This is a genomic window from Paraburkholderia caribensis (genome assembly GCF_002902945.1).
Taxonomy (GTDB): domain Bacteria; phylum Pseudomonadota; class Gammaproteobacteria; order Burkholderiales; family Burkholderiaceae; genus Paraburkholderia; species Paraburkholderia caribensis.
Map to the genome: position 1 here is coordinate 180500 of NZ_CP026103.1, position 17132 is coordinate 197631.

At 60.6% G+C, this 17132-nt stretch carries 15 protein-coding genes and 1 pseudogene; 12 read left to right on the forward strand and 4 right to left on the reverse strand.

Translation table 11 applies throughout. The features are described 5' to 3' along the window. Positions 1-75: 75 nt before the first annotated feature. Positions 76-234 (reverse strand): annotated as a pseudogene (locus tag C2L66_RS41900) (helix-turn-helix domain-containing protein); the annotation flags it as partial. A 59-nt stretch (positions 235-293) separates the two neighbouring features. Between C2L66_RS41900 and C2L66_RS42425 the strand changes: the two are divergent. Genes C2L66_RS42425 through C2L66_RS30355 form a run of 4 tightly spaced genes read left to right on the forward strand, consistent with a single transcriptional unit; the run spans position 294 to position 4115 of the window. After that, on the forward strand, positions 294-620 hold the full coding sequence (locus C2L66_RS42425) for a DUF1330 domain-containing protein (RefSeq protein WP_082670537.1): 327 nt from the start codon (positions 294-296) through the stop codon (positions 618-620). After that, positions 617-1951, forward strand: a complete 1335-nt coding sequence (locus C2L66_RS30345) for an aspartate aminotransferase family protein (RefSeq protein ID WP_060609830.1) — start codon at positions 617-619, stop codon at positions 1949-1951. The genes C2L66_RS42425 and C2L66_RS30345 overlap by 4 nt, the downstream gene beginning before the upstream one ends. 13 nt (positions 1952-1964) lie before the next feature. Beyond that, complete coding sequence (locus tag C2L66_RS30350; RefSeq protein WP_063786980.1) at positions 1965-2753, forward strand: hydroxypyruvate isomerase family protein; 789 nt, start codon at positions 1965-1967, stop codon at positions 2751-2753. A gap of 33 nt (positions 2754-2786) precedes the next feature. Continuing rightward, on the forward strand, positions 2787-4115 hold the full coding sequence (locus C2L66_RS30355) for an aspartate aminotransferase family protein (RefSeq protein WP_060609833.1): 1329 nt from the start codon (positions 2787-2789) through the stop codon (positions 4113-4115). Positions 4116-4141: 26 nt separating this feature from the next. Here C2L66_RS30355 and C2L66_RS30360 read toward each other — a convergent pair whose 3' ends face one another. Further along, a complete protein-coding gene (locus C2L66_RS30360) occupies positions 4142-5095 on the reverse strand; it encodes a LysR family transcriptional regulator (RefSeq protein ID WP_060609842.1) in 954 nt (317 codons plus the stop codon). 161 nt (positions 5096-5256) lie between these two features. Between C2L66_RS30360 and C2L66_RS30365 the strand changes: the two genes are divergently transcribed. Genes C2L66_RS30365 through C2L66_RS30380 form a run of 4 tightly spaced genes read left to right on the forward strand, consistent with a single transcriptional unit; the run spans position 5257 to position 10115 of the window. Next, the gene (locus C2L66_RS30365) at positions 5257-6618 is read left to right on the forward strand and encodes an MFS transporter (RefSeq protein ID WP_082670538.1); all 1362 of its coding nucleotides are present in this window, start codon (positions 5257-5259) and stop codon (positions 6616-6618) included. Between the two features lie 11 nt (positions 6619-6629). Next, positions 6630-7418, forward strand: coding sequence for an SDR family NAD(P)-dependent oxidoreductase (locus C2L66_RS30370; RefSeq protein WP_060610689.1), 789 nt, complete (start codon positions 6630-6632; stop codon positions 7416-7418). A gap of 19 nt (positions 7419-7437) precedes the next feature. After that, the gene (gene ilvD, locus C2L66_RS30375; protein ID WP_060609845.1) at positions 7438-9213 is read left to right on the forward strand and encodes a dihydroxy-acid dehydratase; all 1776 of its coding nucleotides are present in this window, start codon (positions 7438-7440) and stop codon (positions 9211-9213) included. Further along, complete coding sequence (locus tag C2L66_RS30380; protein ID WP_060609848.1) at positions 9210-10115, forward strand: NAD(P)-dependent oxidoreductase; 906 nt, start codon at positions 9210-9212, stop codon at positions 10113-10115. The genes ilvD and C2L66_RS30380 overlap by 4 nt, the downstream gene beginning before the upstream one ends. A 65-nt stretch (positions 10116-10180) precedes the next feature. On the opposite strand, the gene C2L66_RS30385 is transcribed toward C2L66_RS30380, so the two are convergent. Then, positions 10181-11113, reverse strand: coding sequence for a LysR family transcriptional regulator (locus C2L66_RS30385; RefSeq protein ID WP_060609851.1), 933 nt, complete (start codon positions 11111-11113; stop codon positions 10181-10183). 215 nt (positions 11114-11328) lie between these two features. Here C2L66_RS30385 and C2L66_RS30390 point away from each other — a divergent pair, with 215 nt between their 5' ends. The 3 genes from C2L66_RS30390 (at position 11329) to C2L66_RS30400 (ending at position 14672) form a co-directional block, all read left to right on the forward strand. Next, on the forward strand, positions 11329-12642 hold the full coding sequence (locus C2L66_RS30390; protein ID WP_060609854.1) for a serine hydrolase domain-containing protein: 1314 nt from the start codon (positions 11329-11331) through the stop codon (positions 12640-12642). Positions 12643-12704: 62 nt separating this feature from the next. Continuing rightward, positions 12705-13571, forward strand: a complete 867-nt coding sequence (locus C2L66_RS30395) for an NmrA family NAD(P)-binding protein (RefSeq protein ID WP_054931537.1) — start codon at positions 12705-12707, stop codon at positions 13569-13571. A gap of 81 nt (positions 13572-13652) precedes the next feature. Next, positions 13653-14672 (forward strand): aldo/keto reductase, encoded by a 1020-nt coding sequence (locus C2L66_RS30400; protein ID WP_060609862.1) that lies wholly within the window; start codon positions 13653-13655, stop codon positions 14670-14672. A 223-nt stretch (positions 14673-14895) separates the two neighbouring features. On the opposite strand, the gene C2L66_RS30405 is transcribed toward C2L66_RS30400, so the two are convergent. Next, the gene (locus C2L66_RS30405; protein WP_060609866.1) at positions 14896-16449 is read right to left on the reverse strand and encodes a methyl-accepting chemotaxis protein; all 1554 of its coding nucleotides are present in this window, start codon (positions 16447-16449) and stop codon (positions 14896-14898) included. A gap of 430 nt (positions 16450-16879) precedes the next feature. On the opposite strand from C2L66_RS30405, the gene C2L66_RS30410 reads away from it, so the two are divergent. Beyond that, positions 16880-17080: a hypothetical protein gene (locus C2L66_RS30410; protein WP_054931540.1), complete on the forward strand. Its 201-nt coding sequence runs from the start codon at positions 16880-16882 to the stop codon at positions 17078-17080. The last annotated feature ends 52 nt before the right edge of the window (positions 17081-17132 follow it).

The following is a 17132-nucleotide window of genomic DNA, read 5'->3' on the forward strand; positions in this document are numbered from 1 at the left end:
TCGCGCGAGAACTGTCCCGACATCCGTAAGAAATACAGCCTTACCGACGCGCTCAGTCACGGCAGCGCCCAGTGCCTGTTCGATCTCTCCAATCTGTTTGGACACGGCTGGCTGCGTGACATTGAAGGCGGCCGCTACCTTCGTGACCTGCTTGAGGTCCGCCAGCGCAACTAGCAGTCGCAGATGCGACAGTCGGAGGCCGCTAGAGAAAAACCGCTCTATGGGAGTCAACATCTTTTGTCTCTGGTCACATTACCTAGGGGTAATGTAGTGACCTAAAAAGTGATTTGTCAATGATCTTTCTGGTCGCCTATTCTTGCCGGGCTGGAGCGCGGGTCCGGAGAGTTTCATCTGGAGAAGCCCGTCGATCCAGCGCGCACAAGGGGAGGCGAGAATTGCTAAAAGATTATGTTGTCGCCTTGATTCGGATTACTGACGCAGGCCAGTACAGCCGTTACCGAAGCTTCGCGGCGAACGCAATCAAAGCGCACCGGGGCAGGGTTCTTGTGCGTTCCGCTTCTAACGAGGCGATGGAAGGTGCGGCACGCGGGCGAACTGTGCTACAGCAACCAAATCTTGACGCTTACCGCGCAGGAAAAGATTCTACGGACAAGAAATGAACCTTGATATCGACGCAATCAGCAAAGACAGCTCCGCACGACTTTTCGAGCGCGCCCGAGCCGTGATGCCTTCGGGCTACACCCGAAACATGCTCGTCACGAAACCTCATCCTTTTTATGCCGTCAGTGCTGACGGGCCCTATATAACGGATGCGGACGGTCGGACGCGTATCGACTGGGTCAACAACTTCGCCTCGCTGATTCACGGTCACAACAAGCGCGAAGTTGTCGAAATCATCTCCAGGCAGGCCGCGCGCCTGTTGTCCGCCACGATGCCCGCCGAATGGGAAGTGCACCTGGCCGAGTTGCTTGTCGAGCGAATTCCCTCGGTCGAGCAGGTTCGGTTCATGAACTCCGGGACAGAAGCTAATCTCATCGCGATCAAGGCCGCGCGAGCGTTCTCCGGCAGATCGAAAGTAGCCAAGCTCGAAGGCGGCTACCACGGTCAATATGATCTGCTCGAGGCCAGTTACATGCCGTCAGCCAATCAATGGGGTGACCGCGAACGCCCGGCAGTCCTTGCACACAACACCGGCACGCCAAGCTCGTTGCTGAATGAGCTTGTGTTGTTTCCGCTGAATGACATTGCGACCATGCGGGAAATCCTGGCACGCAACGCCTCGGAGATCGGCACGGTCATTATCGATCCGAGCGGCCTGTCCTTGGGAACTGCCGTGTACGCAGATCGCGAGTTTCTCGTCGCGCTGCGCGAAACGACAGAAAAGCTCGGCATGGTTCTGATCTTCGACGAAGTGTGGTCGCTGCGTACCGGCTTTCGCGGCACGCAGGGCATCGTTGGCGTCACACCCGATCTCACGACGATGGGCAAAATGATTGGAGGTGGACTACCCGTCGGAGCGGTCGGCGGTAAGCGTGAAGTGATGTCCGTTTTCTCGGTCGATGAAGGCGAGCCTAAGGTGAAGCATTCCGGCACATTTACAGGCAACCCGATGTCCATGGCTGCCGGATTCGTGGCCATGTCGCTGATGACACCGGACGCGTTCGACATGCTGGCGGCACAGGGTCAGCGGCTGGCGGATGGGTTGAGGCGCGCACTCGCCGATACCAGGACGCAGGGGCATGTCGTCAATCGAGGTTCGATGACGAACATGCTATTCACGGAAAGCATCCCCGTCGATTATCGCGATCTCTATGCGCAGCAGACGCCGGAGGTTTCGGCGCTCTCCGCGAGCATGCCGAAGCTGATGGCCGTGGAAGGGCTGCATGTTCTTCGCAACATGTTCGTCGGCTCGACGGCCATATCGGATGACGATGTGGACCAGACCATTGCTGCGGTGAGGCGCGCGCTGATGGCCGCGAGGCAAGCCTGATCGCCAGATTCATATGAGACGATATTCAGCTAACGTCGGAACGCTGTGGTCGCATCTGCCGCTTTTGGAACGCATTGAAGCGGCGGCGCGCGCAGGCTTTCGCGCAGTGGAAATGCACTTTCCCTACGCGGTCCCGCCAGGTGAAGTTCGCGACGCGATTCAGAAATTCGACCTGACACTGCTAGGGATCAACTCACCGCCCGGAGATATTGCCAGGGGAGAACTCGGCATCGCAGCCATTCCGGGTCGCGAAGACGAATTTGCTGAAAGCCTGCACATGGCGCTGAACTACTGTCAGGTGGCCGGTGCGCAAGCCTTGCATATCATGGCGGGTAACACGTTTGGGTATTGGCGCACCGCGTGCCTCGAAACGTTCAAATCCAATGTCGCATTAGCTGCCGATCTCGCGATTTCGAATAACGTCAGATTACTGTTTGAACCCTTGAACCGCGCCCTTCATCCGGCGTATTTCTATCATGAGGTCGATCAACTCGCGCGTTTGCTGGACGATGTCGGGCATCCCTGGTTGAAGATTCAATTCGATACGTATCACGTCGGCATGCATCACCGCAGAGTTCGAGACGTGCTGAAAAGAAACTGGTCGAGGATCGGTCATATCCAGATTGCGGCTGTACCGGATCGAGGTGAGCCGCGTGCTGGCGACGTGGATATCATGGAGGTGCTCGACGAAGCTGAACTGCGCGGCTATGGGGGCTGGATTGGGTGCGAGTACAAGGCTCGCGGAAATGTTGAAGAGGGGCTGGCGTGGAGAGAGATGGCGCGGTTCTCCGAGACAGGCTAGATCACGATTCACCTGAACACCGAACACATTGACATGACGAAATCCGATAGACGGTCGCATGCGGCAGCACTCTCTGAAGCGCTAGACAAAGCGGCAGAAAGATATGCAAGCGCAAATCCAGAAAGCGCGGCGCAATTTGCGAAGGCGACGGCAGCCATGCCTGGCGGTAACACGCGCTCAGTGCTCTATTACCCGCCATTCCCGCTCGCCATGGCACGAGGCCAGGCAGCAAGACTCTGGGATGCGGATGGACACGAGTATCGAGACTTCATTGCAGAGTTCAGCGCCGGCGTTTATGGCCATTCAAACCCCGTCATCCGTCGCGCGATCGATACTGCACTCGATAGCGGGATCAATCTCAGCGGGCACAATCTGATCGAGACTGAATTGGCGGGAGCTGTTTGCGACCGCTTCCCGACAGTCGAACGCGTGCGCTTCACCAATTCAGGAACAGAGGCGAATCTGCTATTGCTGGCCGCAGCCAAGGCCTACACAAAAAGGTCGAAGATTGTCGTGTTTAACGGTGGATATCACGGCGGGGTGCTTTCCTTCGGTTCCGGTCACAACCCGGTCAACGTCCCGCATGAATTCCTGCTTGCCAAATACAATGACGTCGCCAGCGTCGAGGCGTTGTTCGACAAGCATGGTAGCGATATCGCCACGATTCTTGTCGAGCCAATGCAGGGTGCGTCGGGATGTATCGTTGGGCAACCGGAATTTTTGCGCGCATTGCGCGACCTGTGCACGCGATTCGGCGCGTTACTCGCTTTTGACGAGGTGATGACTTCACGGCTGGCACCCGGTGGAATGCAGGAGCGGCTCGGCATCGAGGCCGACTTGACATCGCTCGGGAAATACATCGGCGGAGGAATGTCGTTCGGCGCTTTCGGCGGGCGTGAGGACATCATGGCGCAGTTCGATCCACGCCAGCACGGCGCGTTGGCACACGCCGGCACATTCAACAACAACGTACTGACAATGTCGGCGGGCGTCGCCGGACTTCGCGAGTTGTACACGCCGGAGGCCGCGGTGGAACTCAATAAACGGGGTGACCGGTTTCGCGATGCCTTGAACCAGCAGTTCACGGCGTCTGGTCTGCCAATGCGATTTATCGGACTGGGTTCATTGATGAACCTTCAGCCCACTGACAAGGCAATCTGTTCCGTCGATGATCTTGCCGGCCTGGAGCACAGGATCAAAGATCTGTTCTTCTTCCATCTGATCGAGAGCGGCGTGTACGTGGCGCGACGCGGTTACATGACACTGAGCCTGCCTTTAACAGAGGAAGACATGACGCATTTCATCTCGGCCAGTGCGGGTTTCATTGAGCGTTACCGGACACTTCTGACGGCTAGCCAATAAGGGCGTGCCACGATAGAGTCCGCTCCTCAGTCGCCGAGCAATTCGCCCGACACTTCCTTCAGGCATTCCGCAAAGAGCTGCGCAGCAGGTGCCGTCACGTCTGCGCGCCAATACGCGACGACTTCCCCCAGCGGTTCGAGCGGTGCCAGCGGCAGCACGCGCATGGTGCCGCGTAGTGTGTGTTGCCGTGCAACCGATAGCGGAAGTATCGAAACGAACTCGCCGCCTTGTAGCAGCGTGAGATTCAACGCGAGCGAACTCGATTCGACGCTGCCAGCTGCTGGCGCGACACCGTGCTCGCTCAATGCTTCGATCAAGGTAGCGTAGGCAGGCGACCCATGAAGCGGCGTGATCCACCGGCATGCGTCGAGATCGTTCCAGTCGATTTCGCGCTCCGGCGCGCCCAACGGATGCGACGTGCCGGCGATGAAGACAAACGGCTCCCGATACAGCGTTTCCTGCGCCAGTGGGGTTTGCGTGCTCGTTACGCGGTTGCGGCCGAGCGCGATGTCGAGGTCGCCATCGTCGAGCAGCTTGATGAGCCTGTCGAGGGTGCCTTCGACAAACGACAGCGATGCGCTGGGCGCGCGCCGCAGAAACAGTTGCACAGAATTCGCAATCAGCGGTTCGGGAATCGTCGCAACTGCGCCAAGCCGCACATGGCCGCCCGTGCCCGACGCAAGGGCGCTGACATCGCGACGAGCGAGGTCGATGTGACGCAGCACTTCGCGTCCGCACGCAACGATCACTTCGCCGATGACCGAGAGTTCGACTGAATTCCCGGTGCGATTGACGACCTGCACGCCAAGCGCGCTTTCGATTTCGGCAATCTGCTTCGAGATCGCCGGTTGCGTGACGTGGAACGCGCTTGCGACACGCGTGACCTGTCCGAGGTCGGCGAGGCTCACGAGTATGCGCAGCTGTGACAGCTTCAGGCCGCTGCGAAAGAAACGTTCGATCGAGTCACTGGTGGCAGACATTCGTGTTTTCCCTGATCCGGTATAACCAAACGGTTATGTGCCGCGCCGAAAGAGTGATTTGCGACTGGTCGACGAGCCCGGCTACGCTTACGTCTATGCCGAAACATCCGTCATCGCATCGGCAGAAAGCATAACAAAACGACACGACTGGAGACGACATCATGAGCATGACTTCATACGGCGAGCCCCCGGGCCATGTGGCGCCCGATAGCCTGGGCGGCCGGCGCGACGATGCTGACGAAACGAACGAGGCGAACGCTGCGCTCTACCGCAAGCTCACGCGCCGCATTCTGCCGTTCCTGTTTCTCGCGTTCGTCGTCGCGTACATCGACCGCGTGAACGTCAGCTTCGCGAAGTTGCAGATGCTCTCCGATCTGCATCTCTCCGAAACCGTCTATGGGATCGGCGCGGGCATCTTTTTTCTCGGGTATTTCATCTTCGAGGTGCCGAGTAACCTGATTCTCGACCGCGTCGGCGCTCGCCGATGGATCGCGCGAATCATGGTCACGTGGGCCATCGTGTCGTGCGCAACCATGTTTGCACAGGACGCGACCTCGTTTTACATGCTGCGTTTTCTGCTCGGCGTCGCCGAAGCGGGCTTCTTCCCCGGAATCGTGCTGTATCTGTCGAACTGGTTTCCGTCCGCCCGGCGCTCGCAGATCATCGCGCTCTTCATGACGGCCATTCCTGTGTCGGGGGCGATCGGCGGTCCATTGTCGGGTTGGGTGATGTCGCACTTTGCCGGTGTTTATGGCGTAGCGGGCTGGAAGTGGCTGTTCGTCGTCGAAGGTCTCGGTTCGCTCGTGGTCGGCATCGCGGCGTTCTTCCTGCTTTATGACCGCATCGACTCCGTCAAATGGCTCAGCGCCGAAGAAAAGACACGCCTTACCGCCGATTTGCGCCGCGATGCTGCGACGCGCGTCGAACACTCGGTGCGGGGCGCATTCGCAAGTGGCCGGGTCTGGTTGCTCGGCCTCACGTACTTCTGTATCGCGATGGGCAATTACGGCCTCGCATTCTGGGTGCCGACCATTATCAAGGCGAGCGGGGTCGCGAGCATTGCGAACATCGGCTGGCTGTCGGCAGTGCCCTCGCTCATCAGCGCCGTTGCGATGGTGCTGATCGCACGGCATGCAGACCGTCGCGGGGAGCGCCGTCGTCATGTTGCCGTGTGCTGCACGATCGGCGCGCTCGGGCTGCTGGCATCGGTGCTGTTCGCATCGAATGTCGGACTGTCTCTCGTCGCGTTGGTGGTTGCGGCTATCGGCATCAACTCGATCGCGCCAGTGTTCTGGGGCATTCCTACTGCAATGATGGGCGGCGCGGGTGCGGCCGCTGCAATCGCGGTCATCAATTGCACTGGAAATCTCGCGGGATTCGTGAGCCCGTTCATGGTCGGCTGGCTCTCCGATCTGAGCGGTGGCAAGTTGCTTCCCGGCATGATCGCGATCGCGGTTGCGCTAGTTATCGGCGCGCTGCTGGTGCTGACGATGCCCGCGCGTCAGTCCAAACCTCTGTCGTAATGGATCTTTCGATGAAACCAGAAACTCGGCCTGTGTGCATGATCACGGGCGCGGCAAGCGGGATTGGCGCAGCGACGGCGTTGCGCTTCGCGCGTGCGGGATATGTAGTCGCAATCGGCAACTTCGATGCTTCCACCCGAGAAAGTGCGGAGACTGTGGCGGCCGCCTGCCGCGATGCGGGCAGCGACACGCTGATATTCGACGCCGACGTCGGCAGCGACGCGGATTGCCGCGCGGCCGTCGCGAGCGTGACGAGGCGCTTCGGCCGACTCGATGCACTAGTGAACTGCGCGGGAACAACGAAGGTAATCACGCACGACGCATTCGACCAGCTCGACGCCAATGAATTCGAGCGCGTGTATCGCGTGAACACAATCGGCCTGTATCAGATGACGCGTGCGGCTGCCCCGTTGCTGCGAGAAAGCGCAACGCAGTCACGCAGCACGAGCGTCATCAACATTTCGTCGCTGGCGGCGCTGAATGGAACGGGTTCGTCGCTTGCGTATGCGGCGTCCAAAGGCGCGGTCAATACGATGACGCTGTCGCTCGCACGTTCTCTCTCGCCGCACGTGCGCGTCAATGCAATTGCACCCGGCATGGTCGATGACGGCCTGCTGTTCCGCGCGCTCGACGCGTCGCGCTACGCCGCCGTGATCGACCGCATGACGACGAACGCGCCGCTCAAGCGCGTGTCGCTTCCCGGCGAGATCGCCGACATTGCGTGGTTCCTGTGCACCGCGCCCTCGATAACGGGGCAAGTCATCGCCGCCGAAAACGGCCTGTTGCTCAATAACGGCTGAACTCACTGAAACCACCGACATGTCCCACTTTCAGAGCAAGAAGCCGCTCGGCAAACACCGTTCACGCATGGTCACCGAGGGCGTAACGCGCGCGCCGCATCGCGCATTTCTGCGCGCGACCGGTCTCGACGACGAATCGATGCAAAAGCCCTTCGTCGCAATCGTCGATACATTCGGCGAGAACACACCCTGTTCGATGTCGCTCAACGCGGTGTCTGACAATGCCCGGCTCGGCGTCGCTGCGGGCGGTGGCGTACCGATCCGCGGCTCGGCGATTTCCGTATCAGACGGCACGTCGATGAATCATCAGGGTATGCGCATGAGCCTCGTATCGCGCGAGGTCGTAGCCGACAGCGTAGAACTGTTCGTGCGCGCGCACGGCTACGATGCGCTGGTCGGTGTAGCGGGATGCGACAAGACGTTGCCCGGCATCCTGATGGGCATGGTTCGCGTGAATGTGCCGGGCGTGTTCCTGTTCGGCGGGGCGATGCTGCCCGGCACTGCGCCTGGCCAGCTTCCTGGCGGCACGGGTCACGGACTGCGCCGTCAGGCGACGATCCTGACGGCAATCGAAGCGGTCGGCACGGCGCAACGCGGCGACATCACGCGAGCGCAACTCGATGCAATCGAAAAACGCTGTACGCCGACTGCCGGCTCGTGTCCGGGACAGTTCACCGCGAACACCATGGCGATGGTCGCCGAGACGCTCGGTCTCGCGCCGCCCGGTTCAGCGATGGTGCCTGCCGTCTACAGCGAACGCATTGCGATTGCACGACGCGCCGGTGAAACGGTGATGCGCACGCTGATGCATGGCGGCCCGCTGCCGCGCGATCTCGTCACGATGAAGAGCCTGGAAAACGCGTGCGCCGCCGTCGCAGCGACGGGAGGCTCGACCAACGCCGCATTGCATATCCCGGCGATCGCGCACGAGGCGGGTATCCGTTTCACACTCGACGATGTGGAACGCGTGTTTGCCCGCATCCCGTTGATCGGCGATCTGCAACCGGGCGGACGATATCTCGCGCAAGACCTGCACCATGCGGGCGGCGTGCCTGTCGTGCTGAAGGCACTGCTCAAAGGCGGGCATCTGCACGGCGACGTGCTGACCCTTGATGGCCGCACACTCGAAGAGGTGCTCGTCGATGCAGCCGATCCGGACGGCGAAGTGGTGCGCGCTTGCGATACGCCCCTTGGAGAAAACGGCGGACTTGTGATCTTGCGCGGTAATCTCGCGCCCGACGGCGCGTGCCTGAAAGTCGCGGGCCTGAAGTCGCTGCGTTTCGAAGGGACGGCGCGCATTTTCGAATGCGAAGAGGACTGTATGGCCCTAGTCGCTGCGCGCAGCTACAACGAAGGTGACGTGCTCGTGATCCGGAATGAAGGACCGAAGGGCGGTCCGGGCATGCGCGAGATGCTGAGTGTGACGGCGGCGATTTACGGGCAGGGTATGGGCGAAAGGGTCGCGTTGCTCACGGACGGACGCTTCTCTGGCGCCACGCGCGGCATGTGTATCGGATATGTCGGTCCGGAAGCTGCTATGGGTGGACCGATTGCGTTGCTGCGCGATGGCGACCGGATTGTCATCGACGCGATAGCGCGCACGCTCGACGTTCAGGTAGACGAGGACGAACTCGTGCGTCGTCGCGCGGCGTTGGCACCGCGCGCACCACGCCGGCTGGCGGGTGTGCTCGAAAAATACGAGGCGCTGGTGCGACCCGCGAATCTTGGCGCGGTCACGCATTCGGGCGCGCTCGAATGGCCGTACGATGCGCCCACACACGGAGACGAAGCATGAGTGCGCCGGATGGATCGATGCGGGTCGGCTTTTGCGGACTCGGGAAGATGGGCTGGCCGATGGCGCAGCGTCTCGTAGCAGCGGGGCATCGTGTAGCGGTCTGGAATCGTTCACATGACAAGTCGAAGGCGTTCGAAAAGGAAACTGCGACGGCATTGTGTGTCGCTTGCGAGACACCGCGGGACGTTGCCGCGCGATCCGACATCGTCCTGCTATGTCTCGCCGATGGCAATGCCGTCGAGGATGTCGCATTCGGCACGGATGGTCTTGCCTCAGGCGTGCTTCACGTCGCGGGACTGACCGTCGTCGATCATTCGACGCTTTCGGTTTCCCACGCGCGCTCGCTGGCGAATCGCTGGCAGTCGGCAATAACGGACGGTGCGTGGATCGATGCGCCCGTATCGGGCGGGGTTGCAGGCGCAGCGGCTGGGACGCTTGCCATCATGGCTGGCGGCGAAGCGGAACGTATCGCTGCAATCGAAAGCGTGCTTGGCGCATTCGCCGCGCGAGTCACGCGCATGGGGGAGAGCGGTGCAGGCCAGGCAACGAAGCTCGTGAACCAGATCATCGTAATGACCACGATCGCAGCGATCGCAGAGGGCACGCTGCTCGCGCAGCATGGCGGCATCGACACGGCTCGTATTCCCGCTGCGCTTGCGGGAGGCTGGGCGGATTCGGTCCTTTTGCAAACATTGCAGCCGCGTATGGTCGTGCCACCGCAGCAACCCACGGGTTCGATACGCACCATGCTCAAGGATCTCAATGCCATCAACGAGTTTGCGACGGAGTGCGCAATCGTGCTGCCCATAGCGAGTCGTGTCCGCGACTGGTTGACGCGTGCCGTGAATGAAGGCCTCGGAGATGCCGATATCTCGCAGGTCGTGCTGGCTTCGGTGGAATGATTTCTGGTGAGTGCAGGGCAACTAGAGCGTGAGACTGTCAGCCTCCCCAACTCACCGCAGCAGCCCTAACTCGCGCCGACGGCCCCGTTATTGCCCGTCAACTCGATAACAAAATCCAGAAAAGCCCTCGTCTTTGCCGGCATGTGGTGCCGCGACGGGTAGTAGGCGTAAAAGGGATACCGCTCGTCTGTCCATTCGGGAAACAGATTGACCAACCGACCCTCGGCAATCAGATGCTCGGCACCAAGCAGCAGCATCTGTGCAATCCCAGAGCCGGCGAGGCATGCATTCAGGAGCGCGCCGGGATCGTTGACCGTGAGGCGACCTCGGGTGTCGACCAGAATGCGTTTGCGCTTGCGATGGAATTCCCAGCGGAACGGCTTGCCCGTCTCCGGGTTACGAAATTCAAGACATCTGTGGATTCCGCTTTCAAGTTCTTCCGGTTTGGCCGGGCGTCCCCAGCGGGCGATATACGACGGCGCCGCGACCGTCACAATGCCGCTATCGAGCAGTTTTCGCGCGACCAGGGTGGATGCCCTGGGCTCGCCGAATCGCAGCGCGAGGTCGAAGCCGTCCATGACGAGGTCGCCCAGACTGTCTCGCGCAATGAACTCGATTTCGAGTTCGGGGTGCGCGTCCATGAACGCATCGAGCCGTTGTCCGAGAATGGTCCGGTAGAAAACGGGATCGAGATTGACTCTCAGCTTTCCGCGCACAGCCGACGCGCCACCTGCCGCGGCAGCGGCGGCTTCCTCCAGCCCTGCGAGGTGGGGCATGACCTGCTCGTAAAATCGGCGGCCTTCTTCGGTCAGGGAGACGGAGCGTGTCGTCCGGTTGAAGAGCCGGATCTTCAATTTCTTTTCCAGCCTCGCAATCGCCCGGCTGACGCCTGGCGGTGACATTTCTAACACTTCCGAAGCGGCGGCAAACGTCCCTGCATCGACTACCGCAGCGAACACGCTAATGCCGCCGGACAGCTTCTCGCTACTGGATTTCATGGTCGCGTGTAGTACGGGTGGTGGATCGCAAGCGATCGGCTTAACAACAGCACAGCGTCTTCGCACCGGACGGCCATGCCGCATGCAGAATTCAATCATGCCTCATTAGTGACTAAGTGTCACTTATCTAATGTCATCCGTGTCATTTGGTTTTGAGCGGCATTTCCGCAGAATGCACCTCACGGAAACATCATCCATTCGCAGAGGAACAGGAAATGACTGCCGGACTGAATCGTCGTCACCTTCTGAAGAGCGCTTCGAGCCTGCTAGCCGTCGCGACGCTTGGCGGGTTCGCAAGCCGAAATGCACAGGCCGCGCCGCTCCGTTCGACGGGAGACGCGGCGCTGATCCATCACCCCGCCTACACGCCAATCGATCAATGCCTGCAAGGGGCGGTCGACGACGGCACGGTAGCGGGTGTTGTCGCCATGGGTGCAACGGAACGCGGGCTCGTGTACGAGGGCGCGCGCGGCCGGACGAATGTTCATGGTCGGGAGGCCATCGGCCCTGACACGATCTTCTGGCTCCTGTCGATGACCAAGGCCATTACAGCCACCGCGTGCATGCAACTCGTCGAACAGGGCAGGTTACGACTGGATCAGCCGGCGGGCGAGTTCCTCCCGCAGTTGAAGGCCCCCCGGATTCTCGACGGATTCGACGCTTCAGGGCAGCCGAAGCTGCGCCCGGCGCGTAACGCGATCACGGTGCGTCATCTGCTGACCCATACGTCTGGTTTCACATACAGCATCTGGAGCGACAGGCTTGGCCAGTACGAGAAGGCGACGGGCATGCCGGACATCGGCTACTCGATGAACGGCGCATTCGCGGCGCCGCTCGAATTCGAGCCCGGTGAACGCTGGGAGTACGGCATCGGCATGGACTGGATCGGCAAGCTGGTCGAAGCGGTGACGGACCAGTCGCTGGAGGTCTACTTCCGCGAGCACATCTTCGAACCGCTGGGGATGCGCAACACGGGCTTCCTGATCGGCAGCGCACAGAAACAGCGCGTCGCCGCCATGCACAGGCGTCAGGGAGATGGGTCGCTGGCGATCGAGCCGTTCGAGATCAACCAGCGACCTGAGTTCTTCATGGGCGGTGGTGGACTGTTCAGTACGCCGCGCGACTACATGGCGTTCCTCCAGATGCTGTTGAACAGCGGCACGTATCGCGGCGAGCGCGTGCTGCGTGCCGACACGGTCGCGATGATGTTCCGTAACCACATCGGTGATCTGCAGGTTACCGAAATGCAGACGGCGCAACCGTCGTGGTCGAACAGCTTCGATCAGTTTCCGGGCGCGGCACACAAGTGGGGATTGTCGTTTGACATCAATACACAGCCCGGACCCCATGGACGCAGTGCGGGCAGCGTGAGCTGGGCCGGGCTGCTGAACACGTACTTCTGGGTGGATCCCGTCAAGCGCGTCGCCGGATCGCTTTTTACGCAGATGCTGCCTTTCTACGATGCCCGCGTGGTGAATCTCTACGGGCAATTCGAACGGGCTTTTTACGACGGTCTGCAGCGCGCTTGAGCGCCTGGCGGCCGCTGCTTCGGCGCGGCACGCTTTATTTACTCATGCAAGGAGAATGAACAATGTTTGCGATTACAGGAATCACGGGCAAGGTAGGCGGCGCAGTGGCCCGCCAGCTTCTCGCGGCAGGTCAACCGGTGCGTGCCGTTGTGCGCGACATCACACGAGCAGGCCTCTGGGCAGAGCGCGGCTGCGAACTCGCGACGGCTCGCATGGAAGACGCTGCGTCGCTCACCGCCGCGTTCGAAGGCGCAACGGGTGTTTTCGTCCTGCCTCCTTCCGAGTTCGATCCGGAGCCTGGATTTCCCGAGGCGCGGGCGGTGATCGACGCCGTGTCGACGGCGCTTGTGAAAGCAAGGCCCGAAAAAGTGGTTTGCCTGTCGACGATCGGTGCCCAGGCGCAGGAAAGCAATCTGCTCACGCAGCGCACGTTGATGGAGCAGGCGTTGCGCGAGATGCCAATGCCCGTGACATTCCTGCGGCCGGGCTGGTTCATGGAGAACGCGGCATGGGACGTCGCGTCCGCGCGTGACGACGGTGTTATCGCGAGTTACCTGCAGCCGCTCGACAAGCCCGTACCGATGGTCGCTACAGCAGACGTCGGGCGAGTTGCGGCCGAGCTTCTTCAGCAGACGTGGAGCGGCGTACGCATTGTCGAGCTCGAAGGCCCGCGCCGTGTGTCGCCCAACGATCTCGCCTCCGCTTTCGCTCGCGTGCTCGATCGCCCTGTCCGCGCCGAGGTTGTGGACAGGCAGACTTGGGAAGCGCTGTTCCGCTCACAGGGCATGAAATATCCGCTGCCACGGATGCGCATGCTGGACGGATTCAACGAAGGTTGGATCGATTTCGAAACGCATCTTGATGACATAGCCCGCGGTGATGTCGAACTCGATACGGTTCTGGGCGAGCTTGTGTCACGTTCCGTCTGAACGGGACCTGTCGGCCGACGCGGGGCAACTGCGCTTCGCCCGGCCATTGCATCATGTTGCCGCACGCACAAGGAACACGCGATGGAATACAGCACACTAGGTAGAACCGGCCTGCGCGTCTCACGGCTGAGTCTGGGCGCAATGACATTCGGTGCCGGCTCGGGCATCTGGGGCGACATTGCCGGGCTGGACAGCGGTCAAGCCACCCGGCTCGTCGCGATGGCCGTGGAGCGCGGCGTCAACCTGATCGATACGGCGGACGCATACTCGCAGGGCGGCTCCGAAGAAGTCGTGGGGCAGGTGCTAAGCGCGCTGCGCCTCGATGAAAGCCGGATGCTCGTCGCGACCAAGGTCCGGCTACGCACCGGCTCCGGCCATAACGACGTGGGGTTGGGCCGCTCGCATATCATGCGCACGGTGGAGACAAGTCTGAAGAGAATCGGCCGGGATCACATCGACCTGTTCCAACTGCATGATCGCGACGCACTTGTGCCGCTCGATGAAACGCTTCGTGTTCTCGACGACCTGGTCACACAGGGCAAGGTACGCCACATTGGCGCATGCAATTTCAGCGCTGCCGATATTGAGCGAGCGTTCGGCATAACGATCCGCACAGATCGCATACCTCTTGCGAGCAATCAGGTTCACTACTCGCTGACGAGTCGCGACATCGAGCACGAAATCATGCCCGTCGCAACGACAAACAAGCTGGGCCTGCTGGTCTGGAGTCCGCTCGCAGGCGGTTACCTGAGCGGCAAGTACGCTCAGGCGGGCGGTACGGCCGGGCGCCGTACGAAACTCGACTTTCCGCCCGTTGATGCAGTCAGGGCCGAGCCTATCCTCGAGGTATTGCGTGAAGTGGCCAGTGAACTGGCCACTATGCCGGCGCAAGTCGCACTGGCCTGGTTACTTGCGCGCGCGCAGATTACTTCAGTCATCATCGGAGCTCGCACGCCCGAGCAGCTCGCGGCAAATCTCGATGCGCAAAACCTTCTGCTGACCTCTGAACAGCTCATGCGCCTCGATAAGGTCTCTGCGACGCCGGTGCCGTTTCCGCACTGGATGCAACACTTTCATGACCGGGACCGCGTTCTCCGGTGATTAACCACGGGGCGATGAGATTTTGCCGGGCGCGGCTTCTTGTGTTTGCTACACGCGTGCCCAGTACGGCAGCCTATGATCGAATAGCAGTGGTGGATATAAACGTGGCCTGCGCAGGTTGCATGGCTCACCTGCCACGAGTCCACCGAACAACGCCTCCAGACTTCACGAAGCATTCCTGAACCTGGCCTGCTGCGTCATATGCTGGCGACAGCTTCAACAATCATTGTGTTAAGTCCTCGTAAAGCCGGAAAATTCCCACGGTGGCCCGCAACCTGGCGGCTTGTTCGTCGAGCGACGCAGCGGCCGCAGCGGCCTCTTCGACGAGTGCAGCGTTCTGCTGGGTCACTTCGTCCATTTGTGAAACAGCGCGATTCACCTGCTCGATACCTGTGCTCTGCTCGACGGACGCGGCTGCAATCTCTCCCATGATGCCGCTGACACGCTTGATGGATTGCACGATCTCGCTCATGCGTTCTCCTGCGATCGCGACCTGGCTCGTACCATCGGCCACGCGTGACACCGATGAGCCGATGAGTTCCTTGATATCCTTGGCTGCTGACGCGCTGCGTTGCGCCAGCGTGCGCACTTCGCCGGCGACGACGGCGAAACCGCGTCCGTCCTCGCCCGCACGCGCGGCTTCAACGGCCGCGTTCAATGCAAGAATGTTCGTCTGGAACGCGATACCTTCGATTACGCCGATGATCTCGCCGATCTTGCGCGATTGCTCCGCCATCTCGTGCATGGTGCCGATAACTTCATCAACCGCCTGCCCGCCGCGCCTGGTCGCGTCAGACGCGAGGACGGCCAGTTCGCTTGCCTGCCTTGCATTGTCGGCATTCTGCTTTACGGTGGCCGTCAGCTGCTCCATGCTCGCAGCAGTTTCTTCCAATGATGCCGCCTGCTCTTCGGTGCGTTGCGACAAGTCAGTGTTGCCTTGCGCGATTTCACCCGAACCTGTTGCAATGGAATCGCTCGAACGCTGAATGTCTCGCACCATATCGCTGAGTTTCAGGCGCATTTCAGCCAACGCATAGAGCAGACTTGAACGATCCGACGGTGCGAGCCTGATTTCCGATGCGAGGTTCCCCGCGGCAATCTGCGCTGCGAACGCCGCAGCATCCGACGGTTCGCCGCCGAGTGCCCGATAGACACCTCGCGTCATAGACCACGCCATCGTCCCAACGGAGACCAGGATGACGAGAGAGATGCCTATCAATGTCTTCGCAAGCTTCCAGTAGGCTGCGTCGATGTCGTCATAGAAAAATCCCGTGCCGATCCACCATCCCCATGCCGGGATGTCGACCACTCCTTGCAGTTTCGCCTCGAGCGGACCATCTTGGGTGCGTTTGATCAGCACATCGACGAGCGCAATGTGGTTACTCGCCAGGCCTTGCTTATATGCTTGGGTATCGGTCAGATTGCCGTCCCTCGTTTTGTTGCCGCCCGTCTTGGTGCCGATCAGGCGCGGGTTTGGATGGACCAGATTGATGCTGTCGGTGTCGGTCACCCAGTAATAGCTTTTGGTATCTGCGTTGAGCTGGCTTAACGCTGTTTTCGCGGCAGCTTGCGCGTCAGCGCGAGTCATCTTGCCGCTCGTCTCCAGCGATTGGTAGTACAGGACCAGATGCTCGGCCTTCGTTAGCAGTGTGCTGATCTGCGCTTTCCGGCTATCGATGAGCGCGTGGTCAAGTTGCGAAAGGGCAATTGCAGCGACACAGATGACGCCCGCCAGCGCGGCGCTGACAAGGGCAAGGAGCTTGGTCGAGACTTTCATTTTGTCGGGGCGCACCTGGCGCAGGGGCAGGAAAATTAACTATCTGGTACAGATATCGGAATCTGAGAAGAAAACTTTAACGTTTCGCCGGGAGCGCATGCGTTGGAAGAGTTGCGCCGATGGAATAGGGCGGTCCATGAAATGCGGTTCGTTTGAAGTCTGCTTCGAACCGACAACGTCAAGTGTCCGTCGAGGCGGTATGGCGTCCGCGTTCGAAACGTCAGGATTTCCCTGGACGAAGGCGCGTCTAGCAGCGACATACAGGGGTTTTCACGCATCGCCAGCCGGCTGGGACGTGCGCACCCGCTTAAGGATTTCCGGACACGTGAATCAGGATGTCGCACGTGGATTTTCCAGCCTGCGCTGACTGCAATAGAAAATCGGCGCGTGCATCATGAGCCATCGATACTCACTCCCGAGCCGACACGTCATGTATGACTTTTCGTCCGAGCGTGAAAACATCGTCGAGCGCGCCAACTCGCACTGTCTGCGACTGTTCGATACGTGGTGCGACAAGCGCAACATTACCGCGCTTGCGTTTCTGATGCCTTGCTCGCCGATGATCGACACCACGCCCGGCGCGCTGCGGCGTCTGGGCGGGTCGGGCGGCCGGCGCTCACGCTCAGGCTGACGGTGCCAGGCGACGTGCCGGAAACGATAGGGTAAAGACCGGACGTTTGAAA